This window comes from Parapedobacter lycopersici, assembly GCF_024643285.1.
Taxonomy (GTDB): Bacteria; Bacteroidota; Bacteroidia; order Sphingobacteriales; family Sphingobacteriaceae; genus Parapedobacter; species Parapedobacter lycopersici.
Map to the genome: position 1 here is coordinate 144,035 of NZ_JAMSLW010000001.1, position 12,570 is coordinate 156,604.

Consider the following 12,570-nt stretch of genomic DNA (forward strand, 5'->3'; position numbering starts at 1 on the left):
TATGAGAACATTACCTTTTTTTCTTATCCTGGTCTTCTTTTGCTGCGTCGGGTGTACACGCATGGCGGATACACTCCCCCCGGGCGACGCCGACAATGGCGGATTAATTCTCCCCGGTGGATTCGAGGCGGTTACCGTGGTTGACAGCCTGGGGAAAGCCAGGCACCTGGCGGTGACTGCCAACGGAGATATGTACGTAAAACTGCGTGACGCACAGCCAAACGCCGGAAATGTAGCCCTGCGGGATACGGATGGCGACGGCAAAGCCGATAGCATCGTGTTTTTCGGCGACTATGAAGTAACGCCGGGGTATGGCCCGACCGGCATGCGGATTTATAACGATTACCTCTATTTCAGTTCGGCAGGGGCGGTTTACCGCACCAAGCTGACACCCGGCCAGCTGGTCCCGGAAGGCGAAACGGAGACCATCCTCGTGGACGATTATAAAAATGACGTCCATGGATACGAGCACATGGCAAAACCCCTTGCATTTGATAATGAGGGACACCTGTATGTTTCCTTCGGCGCGCCAAGTGATATCTGCCAGCTGGGCGGACGCGTGCCCGGTGCGCCGGGGCAATTCCCCTGCCCGGAGCTGGAAGACCACGGCGGAATATGGCAGTTTGATGCCAATAAGACCAACCAGACACAGCGCGATGGCAAGCGGTACGTTACCGGCCTGCGGAGCGTAGTGGGGATGAGCTGGAATTCCGAAAGCAATGCGCTGTATGCCCTCCAGCACGGCCGTGATTACCTCAATACTTCATGGCCCGAGTATTACAATGCATGGGACAGCGGCATGCTTCCGTCCGAAGAGTTCTTCCGGCTGGAGGAAGGGGATAATGCCGGATGGCCTTATTATTATTACGATCAGCTGCAGGGCAAAAAGCTGCTGAATCCCGAATACGGTGGTGACGGAAAGAAGACGGGGGGCGCCGACAGCATTGCACAGCCATTGATCGGTTTCCCGGGGCATTGGGCCCCGAACGACCTGCTGTTTTACACCGGCGACCAGTTTCCTGCACGCTATAAAAACGGGGCATTCATCGCATTCCATGGGTCGACCATACGTACCCCGTATCCGCAGTCGGGATACTTTGTCTGCTTCGTGCCGTTCCGTGACGGAAAGCCCTCAGGCCCCTGGGAGGTGTTTGCGGACGGTTTCGCGCAGCAGGACACGATTGTGAATACCAGCGATGCCGCCCACCGGCCCGTCGGGCTGGCCATGGGTCCTGACGGCTCGTTGTATATCAGCGACAGCGTAAAAGGCACAATATGGCGGGTCATGTTCAAGGGCGACAAAAATGCGTTTGGCGCGACCGAGCTGCAGGCCATGGAAGAACGGAAAATGCGGTCCAATATCAAGGATCCGGATCCCGTTGCCGATCACCTGGACCGCGGACAGGCGAACGTGGGTGCAACGCTGTATAACAGTTACTGTGCCTCCTGCCACCAGCGGAACGGCCAGGGCGACAGCAACCGTTTTCCACCGCTGAACGGATCGGAATGGGTTAATGGGGATAAGCGGAAACTGATTGAGTTGACGTTGCAGGGACTGGAAGGGCCGATTACCGTGAAAGGCCAGTCTTTTAACGGCGTGATGCCGCCCCATGGTTTTCTGGCCGACGATGAACTCGCGAAAATACTGACTTACATCCGATTGAATTTCGACAATAACTCCAGCGCGATAAGCGCGGCGGATGTGGCGCGCTCCCGTAAGGCAATTGCGGACAGAACGGAATAGTAATTAGCCGGCGACGGCACAGTGCCGGCGGGTCACGGAGAACGTGGCCGTGCGGGACAGGCTGATCCAGTTCGGGTTATACCGGCGGATCAGCCTTTCTTTTTGCATACGGGTATACCGGCTCAATTCATTGAAACGGGCCAGGGCTGCCGTTTCCGTTGGATGTGCCTCGTGGTACACCAGCCGGGAAACGGTTGACCCGGTATCGGAAAACAAGGCTGTCAGCTCACGATAGGCCGCGGCGGCCTGGCATAGGTCGGCTGTCATGCCCACATGCAGGCATTTCCGGTTGCTGTCTGTCAGGATATAAACATAAGTGCTCATCTGTTGAAAAATTATTTTCGGCTAAATTTTGCCATTTAAATTATTGTTGCTAATTTTATTGGCACAATAATACTAATTTATTTAGTTAATCAAAATTAATTTTCAATTTTATGTCCAACATTGCCAAAAATCTTAAGTACTTACGGAAGAAAAAAGGCCTTACCCAACAGCAGTTTGCGGATGAAATGGGGATAAAGCGCGCTTCTGTGGGTGCCTATGAAGAGGAACGTGCAGACCCCAAATACGATTTGCTAAAGAAAATCGCTTCGTTCTATGGGCTTACCATGGATGAACTGGCCAATGACACCATTAATGATAAATGGAAACCGACCCCCCGGGGCAATGCAGCCAACGTACGGGTATTAAGTATTACGGTAGACGGGGAAGACCGGGAGAATATCGAACTGGTTCCGGTCAAAGCCAGTGCGGGCTACCTGAACGGTTATGCCGATCCGGAATACGTTGCTGAGCTTCCCAAATTCAGCCTGCCCATGTTCAGGCAGGGGACTTACCGCGCGTTCGAGATCAAGGGCGACTCCATGCTGCCGCTGCAGCCCGGAAGCATTGTAATCGCGGAATATGTGGAAAACTGGGTGGAAATAAAACCCGGCCAGACCTATATAATCATTTCCCGGTCGGATGGTGTGGTATATAAACGTATTGCATTTAAATATAAGGAGGACAAGGGCCTGAAACTGCTTTCCGATAATAAGAATTATGAGCCGTATTGGGTGGAAGCTGCAGATATACTGGAAGTTTGGCAGGCAAAAGCCTACATCAGCACGCAGCTGCCCGAACCCAGTCCGGAACCCACAATGGAAACGCTGACGGCAATGATGGCACAGATGCAGAAAACGATCAGCACGGTGGTTGAAAAGCGTTAGGTTGTGGTTTCCGCGGCCTGATAAGGAAATCGGAAGCACGCGCGTCGGAATTATCTGACCCGGGCATTTAGTGCACTTCGACGTTTCTTCGACTGTGCTTCGAGTGTTGTTCGGGTCTTCTTCGAGTGTTGTTCGAGTCTGCTTCGGGACTTGTTCGACCGGGCTTCGACTTCGCTTCGAGTGCGCTTCGAGGCTGCTCGGCACGCAATCCGTTGCGTTACGAAGTGCCTCGAACGGACATCGAAGAAGTCCCGGAGAAGGGTCGAACCAACCCCGAACAAGTCCCGCAGGAAAGCCAACGCCCTGCCATCCGGCCGGGTCAGTTGTCCGATGTATTTTTATTAACGTAAAACACGGCTTTTTAAAATATAAAAAAATTATTATCTTTGCATCATCTTGAGAAAGAGGGGACACTTGATCGTCCCCTTTTTTAATGCACGTTAATCCCAAAAGGCATGGAAGTAGAAGCTCGGGTTATCGAATTGATCAATGCGAAGATTGCAGATCGGGAAGACCTTTTTTTAGTGGGGGTCAAGATGCATTCCAGCGGAAAATTGGAGGTGCTGGTCGACGGTGACCAGGGGATCAGCATCCAGGATTGCGCGGCAATCAGCCGCCACGTGGGATTCCACCTGGAAGAAGAGGGGCTTATCCATCACGCGTATCGGCTGGAGGTTTCCTCGCCGGGGGTGGATGCACCGCTCACCTCGGTCAGGCAGTACCGGAAGAATATCGGCCGGAATGTACAGCTGAAATTGCATGATGGCCGGATACGGGAGGGCGCATTACGCGAAGTGACCGATACCGGCATTACCATCGAAGAAAAAATAAAGGAAAAAGGGAAGAAAGCGGTTGTTCAGCAAAACACGGTTCCCTTTGATGATATCATAACAACAAAGGTGTTAATTTCATTTAGGTAAAATGAGCAATAATATCAATTTAATTGACTCTTTTCAGGAATTTAAAGAGTTCAAAAACATCGACCGCCCTACGGTCATCAGCGTGCTGGAGGAAGTCTTCCGGAGCATGATCCGGAGGAAATACGGCACAGATGAAAATTGCGACGTCATCGTGAACCCGGACAATGGCGACTTGGAGATCTGGCGGACAAGGGTGGTCGTGGAAGATGAATTTTCGGAAGATGACGACCTGGAAATTGAACTGTCAGCAGCGCATAAGTTTGACCCCGATCTGGAAGTAGGTGACGATTATATTGAGGAAATCACACTCGAAAGTTTTGGTCGCCGGGCCATTCTGGCTGCCCGTCAGACACTGGTTTCCAAAATTCTGGAGTTGGAGAAGGACGAGGTATTCAAAAAATACAAGGACCGGGAAGGGGAGCTGATCACAGGTGAAGTATACCAGATATGGAAGAAAGAGACCCTGGTGCTCGACGATGACGGTAATGAATTGATTTTGCCAAAAACCGAACAGATACCGGCAGATTATTTTAAAAAGGGCGATAGCATCCGCGCCGTGGTACATAAGGTGGAGATGGTAAACAGTAATCCCAGGATTATTATTTCCCGTACGGCACCGGAGTTTCTGCAGCGGCTGTTTGAGCTGGAAGTACCCGAAATATTCGATGGTTTGATTACCATCCGTAAAATTGTGCGGGAACCGGGTGAACGGGCGAAGGTAGCGGTGGAATCTTATGACGACCGCATCGATCCCGTAGGTGCCTGCGTCGGTATGAAAGGGTCGCGGATCCACGGCATCGTCCGGGAACTGCGCAACGAGAATATCGATGTTATTAACTACACGAACAATAATTCGCTGTATATTCAGCGGGCATTGAGCCCGGCACGGATCGGTTCCATTAAACTGGACGATGAGAATAAAACGGCTGCCGTATACCTCAAATCGGACCAGGTTTCCCTGGCCATCGGGCGTGGCGGACATAATATTAAGCTTGCCGGAAAGCTCACCGGTTACGAAATCGATGTATACCGGGAAGCAGATGAAGTGGAGGAAGATGTGGATATTGAAGAATTCGCAGATGAAATTGACAGCTGGATCATTGATGAATTGAAGCGCGTGGGATTGGATACGGCGAAGTCCGTACTGGCGCTTTCGATAGATGATCTGGTAAAGCGGACTGATTTAGAAGAGAATACAATCCAGGAGATTATCCAGGTGTTGCAAGCGGAATTTGAATAACGCTGCCACCGGTAACGCCTCGTGCCTGTCTTTTTTATTTCTTGTTGAATTTGCCAATAAACATATAAAAAAATATATTTTTGTATCAGCACAAAAAAAGGAGCTAGATAAATTAGATGTCAGAAGGTAAAAGCATAACACTGCTGAAAGCAGCAAAGGAACTGAACATTGGTATCGGTACTGCGGTCGATTTTTTGGCCAAGAATGGCTATGAAGTTGAATCCAAACCAAATACAAAGCTGGACAGTGATACCTATCATGTGCTCTTGCAGGAGTTTCAGGGGGATAAAATCGTAAAGGAAGAGGCCAACCAGATTATCATTGGCAAAATCCGCCGCGAAGAAACCCCTGCCGAACCTGTTGTGCCCAAAAAACCAAAAGATAGCGATGGCGAAGAGATCCTGATTAAAGATACGGGAGCACTTACAACAGCAGATAAAAGCACGGAAGCTCCGGTAACGGAAAGCCGGCAGCATGAGCCGGAGGAACCCCAGCAAACCGAAAAGCCGCATACTTCGGGCATGAAGATCGTCGGAAAAATCGATCTGGATAGCCTGAAACGCGGAAAACCGGCCAAGGAAGCACCTAAAGCAGCCGAAAAGGAGGAAGTCGTTATACCTGAAGCCAAGGCGGAAGAACCGAAGGTAGAGGAAAAGGCCCCGGCCGAAACACAACCCCCGGCCCCGGAAGCCACCAAGCAACCGGAAGAAAAACCGCAGCAGGAAACGAAACCCCAGGAGCAGCCACGCGATAAAGCGCCGGAAAACAGACCCGGCGGCGAAGGCGTGATCCGTGCCCGTGCGCAACGGCTTGCCGGACCGCATGTGGTCGGCCGCATTGACCTGGCTGCACACCAGCCCAAAGACAAGCCGGTTGCATCGTCGTCCAGCGCGACGGGTGTATCGGCGCATGACCATAAACGGAAACGCAAACGGAAGGATCGTCCGGGTGGCGGAGGTGGCGGCGGACAGCGTCCGGGCGGAAACGCACCGAACCAGTCGGCCGACGGTAAGGGAAGGCACGATTTTAAAGGAAAACCAAGACATACCACCGAGCATAAAGAGGAACCTTCGGAAAAAGAAATCCAGGATCAGATCAAGGCTACGCTTGCCCGGCTCAGTGGAGCGGGTAAGTCGGGAAAATTTGCACAACGGGCAAAACTCCGCCGTCAGAAGCGGGATGATATAGCCCACTCGGCGGAAGAAGCAGCACTGGAACAGGAAATGATGTCCAAAGTGCTGAAAGTAACGGAGTTCGTAACGGCAAATGACCTGGCCAGTATGATGGGGGTGCCTGTAACACAGGTTATTGGTACCTGTATGAGCCTGGGATTATTTGTGTCAATCAACCAGCGGCTAGATGCGGAGACAATTGCCATCGTGGCCGATGAATTCGGTTACGAAATTGAATTCGTGAAGCCGGATGACGAGGAACACACCGAACTGGAAGAACCCGACAATCCGGATAACCTGCTGCCCCGTGCGCCGATAGTGACCGTTATGGGACACGTAGACCACGGTAAAACATCACTGCTCGATTACGTGCGCAAATCCAATGTCATTGCCGGTGAGGCAGGTGGAATCACGCAGCACATCGGTGCGTATGAGGTGACGCTTGAGGACGGAAGGAAAATGACATTCCTTGATACACCGGGTCACGAAGCATTTACCGCCATGCGTGCGCGGGGTGCTAAAATCACGGACATCGCCATCATCGTGATTGCGGCTGATGACAGTGTGATGCCCCAGACCCGGGAAGCCATCAACCACGCGCAGGCCGCGGGTGTGCCGATTGTGTTTGCCTTTACCAAGATTGACAAACCCGGAGCCAATGCCGATAAAATACGCGAGCAGCTGGCCACCATGAATATTTTAGTGGAAGACTGGGGCGGTAAATACCAGTGCCAGGAAATATCGGGTAAAACAGGGCAAAATGTAGACCTCTTGCTTGATAAAGTACTTTTGGAAGCTGAGCTGCTTGAACTCCGCGCCGATCCGAAAAAACGGGCAGTTGGCTCCGTCATCGAAGCCAGCCTGGATAAGGGCCGGGGAATCGTGGCTACCGTACTGATCCAGTCGGGAACGCTGCGGGTGGGTGCGCCGATTCTGGCGGGATCCTATAGCGGCAAGGTAAAAGCATTGCATAACGAACGCGGACAAAAAGTAACGGAAGCGGGGCCGGCTACACCGGTGCAGATACTGGGTATGTCGGGTGCACCGACGGCGGGCGATAAGTTCTATGAGATGGAAAGCGAGTCCGATGCCCGTCAGGTAGCTAATAAACGCCTTCAGTTGCAGCGTGAGCAGGGGATGCGTACCCAGAAACACATTACGCTGGATGAAATCGGGCGGCGCCTGGCCATCGGTAACTTTAAGGAACTCAATATCATTGTCAAAGGTGATGTGGACGGTTCGATCGAGGCCCTGTCCGACTCCCTGTTGAAGCTTTCCACAGAGGAAATCCAGGTGAATATCATACACAAATCCGTCGGGCAGATCTCCGAATCGGATGTGTTGCTTGCCTCGGCCTCGGATGCGATTATTATCGGTTTCCAGGTGCGGCCATCCACCGGTGCGCGCAGACTGGCTGAACAGGAACAGATCGATATCCGGCTGTACTCCATTATCTATGATGCAATCGAAGAAGTGACAGCGGCGATGGAAGGCATGCTGGCACCGAAACTGGAAGAGAAGATCGTGGCCAACGTGGAAATCCGGGAAACGTTCAAGATCAGCAAGGTGGGCACCATTGCCGGCTGTATGGTACTGGACGGAAAAATTAACCGGAACCATGATATACGGGTAATCCGCGACGGCGTAGTGGTCTATACCGGACACCTTGCTTCACTGAAGCGGTTTAAGGACGATGTAAAAGAAGTGTCCAGCGGCTATGAATGTGGTCTGAATATCCAGAATTTCAACGACATCAAAGTGGGCGATATCATTGAAGCCTACGAGCAGGTGGAAGTGAAGCGCAAGCTGTAGCTTGCCGAAAATATAGCATATCAAAGCCGGACACCATCTGTGTCCGGCTTTTTTTATGGGTTAGCGCCACCGCCTGCGGTGGCCGGGTATCGTGTACCTTTTACACCAATATATTTTGTATTTCGCCAAAAAGACCCTAAATTCAACCCACCGATTATCCAAAAGAATACACATGTTTATAGACCGTTCCCTCTTTTTGGGCAGCCTGATGCTACTGACTGGCTTCATACCGAATGATGCGGCTGCCCAGCAGGGCTTCGATCCGTATGTGCAGGAGATCCCCGGCATTAACCTTCGGTTTGCCATGCAGCCTATTCCGGCCGGCACTTACCAACAGGGAAGCGATAGCGGAAACCCCGACGAGCGGCCGGTTCACGAGGTTACGGTCGATGCCTTCTGGATGGGCACTTACGAGGTAACCTGGGACCTCTATGAACCTTTTGTATATAAGGACCTGGAAACGATGAAGTCGGACGGGACGGTAACCCCGGCGGTGGACGCGGTAACCCGGCCTACCAAACCCTACCTGGACATGACCTTTGGCATGGGTAAGGAGGGCCATCCGGCACTTGCAATGACCCAATACAATGCCATTCAGTTTTGCAAATGGCTGTATGTTCGCACCGGTGTGTTTTATCGACTTCCTACGGAAGCTGAGTGGGAATACGCCTGCCGCGCGGGAAGCGACACAGAGTACAGTTTCGGAGACGACCCGTCGATGCTGGGTGAATATGGATGGTTCGTGACTAACAGTGACGGCACCACGCACGCGGTGGGGCAGAAGAAACCGAACGGCTGGGGGCTATACGATATGCATGGCAATGTTGCGGAATGGACGTACGATCAGTACGATGCCGGCGCTTATGGAAAATTTATGAACGGACCGGTGGAAAATCCGGTTATGAAACCCGACCAGCTGTATCCCCACAGTATCCGGGGCGGGTCATTCGAGGACGATGCCGGTGCCTTGCGCTCGGCTGCCCGGCTGCCTTCCGATCCGGAGTGGAAGCAGCTCGACCCGCAGATACCCAAAAGCAACTGGTGGTTCCCCGAGGCGCCGTTTATCGGGATCCGCCTGGTACGGCCGGTGCAACCGCCTACGGAAGCTGAAATCGGGGCTTATTACGATAAGGCACCTATTGCCGATTACTAAAACATAACCATTTATCCATGATGAATAACAGCAGAAATGACAAACAGCGCCGCGAATTTTTGAAAACTTCTGCATTACTGGCGGGAGGGACGATGCTCAGCGGCATTCCCCTTGCCGGGGCCTATGCCGGTGGCGATGACACCATTAAGGTGGCCGTCATCGGTTGTGGTGGTCGCGGCACGGGTGCAGCATTCAATGCGCTGAGTACCGATGCCAACATCAAAATCATTGCGTTGGCCGACACGTTCCGCGACCGGCTCGATGAGGCATATACGAAGCTGGCCGAACGCCACGCGAAAAAGATTGATATCCCGGAAGAGCGGAAATTCGTCGGGTTTGACGCATACCGGCAGGCCATACCGCTGGCCGACGTTGTCATTCTCGCCACGCCGCCCGGTTTCCGCCCGGTGCATTTTGAGGAAGCCGTGCGTGCTGGTAAGCACATTTTTATGGAAAAACCCGTGGCCGTGGACGTGCCCGGCGTACGGCGGGTGCTGGCGGCTGCGGAGGAAGCCAAGCGCAGGAAACTGAATGTAGTGGTAGGGCTCCAGCGGCATTACCAGGCGAGCTACCGGGAAGGCATGAAACGCATACAGGATGGCGCCATTGGTGATGTCGTATCCGGCCAGGTGTATTGGAACAGCGGCGGGGTATGGGTACACCCCCGGAAACCGGAACAGACGGAAATGGAGTACCAGCTGCGCAACTGGTATTATTTTAACTGGCTCTGCGGCGATCACATTGTGGAACAGCATGTGCATAATATTGACGTAGCGAACTGGGTAAAAGGCAGCTATCCGGTTTCCATACAGGGTACGGGAAGCAGGGCATGGCGCACTGGGGTTGACTACGGTGAAATTTACGATAACCATGCCGTGGAACTTACCTACGCCGACGGTTCGGTCATTTACAGCCAATGCCGGCACTTTGAGGGCACCTCAAACCGGGTGGATGAAACGTTTCAGGGTACCCGGGGACGGGTGTTCTTCAATGCGGGCGGTAACCAGGCTGTGCTTTGGGACAGCAAGGGAAATGAGCTTTACAATCACCCCCGGCGCGGGAACCCCAATCCATACGACCATGAGCATGTGGAATTCTTTGACGCAGTAGGTAAAGGCGAATACCGATTTGCCGATGCGGAAAACGGGGCGTACAGTACGCTGACGGGTATTATCGGCCGGCTGGCCACCTATTCGGGACAGGTAATCAAGTGGGAGGATGCCCTCCAGTCCAATGTCGACCTGATGCCCGAACGGCTTGCCTGGGATGCCATGCCAAAGGTACTGCCCGATGCGCAGGGACTTTATCCATACGCCATTCCGGGTAAAACAGTAGTTTTATAACCTGAACGGTGACGATGCGTAAACTGTTTCCCTGGACATTCCCGTTGATCATCCTGTTGTGCGCCATGAAAGCGGATGGGGTGTGGCATACGTACGCCATCCATGGTTATGCACAGGGGACAACTTATACAATTACGTACTATGCACAGGATAGCCTGGTTTTGCGGGGAGAAGTGGAGCAGGTATTGGCGATGATCGACAGTTCCATGTCGCTGTATAAACCATATTCCCTGATCAACAAAATAAATAACGGCGAAGGCACCTTTCGGGTAGATCCCCATTTCGGAAGGGTGGTGCGAAAGTCATTTGAAATCTACCGTCGCAGCGGCGGCCTTTTCGACGTGACCGTAGCGCCGCTGGTCCGGCTGTGGGGGTTCGGTGCCGAACGGATAGACCACCTGCCCGACAGCGCAGCGGTACAGCGGGCCCGCGCCTGCGTGGGGATGAACCGGATACGGCTAAGGGGCACGCAGCTGAAGAAAATGCAACCGTGCGTTCAGCTCGACCTGAACGGTATTGCGCAGGGCTACAGCGTGGACGTGCTGGCGGGCCTGCTGGAAAGCAAAGGGATTGGCCATTACCTGGTGGAACTGGGCGGTGAACTGCGTGTGAGCGGACCGAAACCCGATGGTACACCCATGCGCATCGGAATAGAACGCCCGCCGAAAGATGATGCCCGATACCCGGTGATCAGCGAGGTGCTTGAGCTGCGGAACGGGGCCGTTACCACAGCCGGGAATTACCGGAAATTCGTGATGGACGGTGAGCGGCGGATTTCACATCACATTAACCCCGAAACAGGCTATCCGTTTCATACCGGCGTTATCAGCGCCACCGTGTATGCCCCGGATGCGATGACCGCGGATGGTTATGATAATGTTTTCATCGCCATGCCGCCGGCAGCCGCAGTAGCCTTGGCTAACCGGACGGCAAATGTGGAAGTGTACCTGATTTACCAGGACGATCATGGGATAACCAGGGACACCATGAGCTCGGGATTTGGCCGGCTGATCAGCAATCTTTGAATATCAGAACAGCAAACATAAACGATATACCGATGAAAAGAAGTCAATTTATCCGGAAGAGCCTATTGGCTACGGGAACCATCGCCGGCGGCGCGTTGACTGCCATGGCCGGCAACAGCAGGCAGGACGGCAAACCGTTTAACCTCAATTACGGTCCGCATCAGGGGCTGTTTGAACACCATGCAGGGAAGAACATCATTGACGAGATCCAGTTTGCCTATGACCGGGGATTCCGGAGCATCGAAGACAACGGTTTTTCCGGCCGTCCGGTAGCCGAGCAGGAACGTATCGGCGCAACGCTCGCCAAACTCGGGATGGCCATGGGGGTATTCGTATTGGATAAAGGCGGTAATGGGGCCAATACGCTGGCGGCCGGCAAGCCGGAGCATGTGGATATTTTTCTGAAGGGGTGCAGGCAGGCCGTTGAGCTGGCTAAGCGGTCAGGCGGTAAATTCACGACCGTGGTACCGGGTGATTTTGAACGGCGCCTGCCGATGGATATCCAGACGGCCAATGTCATCGAGGCCCTGAGGCGCGGGGCGGAAATCCTCGAACCCCATGGAATCGTGATGGTGCTGGAGCCGCTGAGTGATACGCCGGACCTCTTTTTGCGCACGGCTTCCCAAACTTACCTGATCTGCAAGGGGGTGAACAGTCCGTCTTGCAAAATACTGTACGATGTATATCATATGCAGCGGAATGAGGGCGACCTCCTGGCGAATATCGACCGTTGCTGGGATGAGATTGCATACTTCCAGGTAGGGGATAACCCGGGCCGGAAGGAACCGACTACCGGAGAGATTAACTACAGGAACCTGTTCAGGCATATTTATGATAAAGGGTACCGGGGGGTAGTGGGCATGGAGCATGGAAAATCAACAGCAGGCCGGGAAGGTGAGGAAAAACTGATTGCCGCCTACCGCGAGGTGGATGATTTTTTGGGCTAAACCGTT

The 12,570-nt window shown here is 53.2% G+C and carries 10 protein-coding genes; 9 read left to right on the forward strand and 1 reads right to left on the reverse strand.

Annotation, left to right across the window (positions count from 1 at the left end):
* Position 1 precedes the first annotated feature (1 nt).
* Positions 2-1,744, forward strand: coding sequence for a PQQ-dependent sugar dehydrogenase (locus NEV57_RS00665; protein WP_257656355.1), 1,743 nt, complete (start codon positions 2-4; stop codon positions 1,742-1,744).
* Between the two features lie 3 nt (positions 1,745-1,747).
* On the opposite strand, the gene NEV57_RS00670 is transcribed toward NEV57_RS00665, so the two are convergent.
* Complete coding sequence (locus tag NEV57_RS00670) at positions 1,748-2,068, reverse strand: GIY-YIG nuclease family protein (protein ID WP_257656356.1); 321 nt, start codon at positions 2,066-2,068, stop codon at positions 1,748-1,750.
* Positions 2,069-2,178: 110 nt separating this feature from the next.
* Between NEV57_RS00670 and NEV57_RS00675 the strand changes: the two genes are divergently transcribed.
* The 8 genes from NEV57_RS00675 (at position 2,179) to NEV57_RS00710 (ending at position 12,564) form a co-directional block, all read left to right on the forward strand.
* Positions 2,179-2,952 (forward strand): XRE family transcriptional regulator, encoded by a 774-nt coding sequence (locus NEV57_RS00675; RefSeq protein WP_257656357.1) that lies wholly within the window; start codon positions 2,179-2,181, stop codon positions 2,950-2,952.
* A 455-nt stretch (positions 2,953-3,407) separates the two neighbouring features.
* Positions 3,408-3,872, forward strand: coding sequence for a ribosome assembly cofactor RimP (rimP, locus tag NEV57_RS00680; protein ID WP_257656358.1), 465 nt, complete (start codon positions 3,408-3,410; stop codon positions 3,870-3,872).
* 1 nt (position 3,873) lies between these two features.
* Positions 3,874-5,112 (forward strand): transcription termination factor NusA, encoded by a 1,239-nt coding sequence (gene nusA / locus NEV57_RS00685; protein WP_257656359.1) that lies wholly within the window; start codon positions 3,874-3,876, stop codon positions 5,110-5,112.
* A 116-nt stretch (positions 5,113-5,228) separates the two neighbouring features.
* The gene (gene infB, locus NEV57_RS00690; protein WP_257656360.1) at positions 5,229-8,096 is read left to right on the forward strand and encodes a translation initiation factor IF-2; all 2,868 of its coding nucleotides are present in this window, start codon (positions 5,229-5,231) and stop codon (positions 8,094-8,096) included.
* 172 nt (positions 8,097-8,268) lie between these two features.
* The gene (locus NEV57_RS00695) at positions 8,269-9,249 is read left to right on the forward strand and encodes a formylglycine-generating enzyme family protein (RefSeq protein ID WP_257656361.1); all 981 of its coding nucleotides are present in this window, start codon (positions 8,269-8,271) and stop codon (positions 9,247-9,249) included.
* 17 nt (positions 9,250-9,266) lie between these two features.
* Positions 9,267-10,592 carry a Gfo/Idh/MocA family protein gene (locus NEV57_RS00700; RefSeq protein ID WP_257656362.1) on the forward strand — a complete coding sequence of 442 codons (1,326 nt, stop codon included), beginning with the start codon at positions 9,267-9,269 and terminating at the stop codon, positions 10,590-10,592.
* Positions 10,593-10,606: 14 nt separating this feature from the next.
* The gene (locus NEV57_RS00705; protein ID WP_257656363.1) at positions 10,607-11,617 is read left to right on the forward strand and encodes an FAD:protein FMN transferase; all 1,011 of its coding nucleotides are present in this window, start codon (positions 10,607-10,609) and stop codon (positions 11,615-11,617) included.
* Between the two features lie 32 nt (positions 11,618-11,649).
* Positions 11,650-12,564 carry a hydroxypyruvate isomerase family protein gene (locus NEV57_RS00710; RefSeq protein WP_257656364.1) on the forward strand — a complete coding sequence of 305 codons (915 nt, stop codon included), beginning with the start codon at positions 11,650-11,652 and terminating at the stop codon, positions 12,562-12,564.
* The last annotated feature ends 6 nt before the right edge of the window (positions 12,565-12,570 follow it).

Bases quoted from the DNA above. Each gene is read 5' to 3' on its own strand.
- NEV57_RS00705 (WP_257656363.1), top strand. From the start codon at position 10,607: ATGCGTAAACTGTTTCCCTGGACATTCCCGTTGATCATCCTGTTGTGC.
- NEV57_RS00710 (WP_257656364.1), top strand. From the start codon at position 11,650: ATGAAAAGAAGTCAATTTATCCGGAAGAGCCTATTGGCTACGGGAACC.
- NEV57_RS00700 (WP_257656362.1), top strand. From the start codon at position 9,267: ATGATGAATAACAGCAGAAATGACAAACAGCGCCGCGAATTTTTGAAA.
- NEV57_RS00675 (WP_257656357.1), top strand. From the start codon at position 2,179: ATGTCCAACATTGCCAAAAATCTTAAGTACTTACGGAAGAAAAAAGGC.
- NEV57_RS00695 (WP_257656361.1), top strand. From the start codon at position 8,269: ATGTTTATAGACCGTTCCCTCTTTTTGGGCAGCCTGATGCTACTGACT.
- rimP (WP_257656358.1), top strand. From the start codon at position 3,408: ATGGAAGTAGAAGCTCGGGTTATCGAATTGATCAATGCGAAGATTGCA.
- NEV57_RS00670 (WP_257656356.1), bottom strand. From the start codon at position 2,068: ATGAGCACTTATGTTTATATCCTGACAGACAGCAACCGGAAATGCCTG.
- nusA (WP_257656359.1), top strand. From the start codon at position 3,874: ATGAGCAATAATATCAATTTAATTGACTCTTTTCAGGAATTTAAAGAG.
- infB (WP_257656360.1), top strand. From the start codon at position 5,229: ATGTCAGAAGGTAAAAGCATAACACTGCTGAAAGCAGCAAAGGAACTG.
- NEV57_RS00665 (WP_257656355.1), top strand. From the start codon at position 2: ATGAGAACATTACCTTTTTTTCTTATCCTGGTCTTCTTTTGCTGCGTC.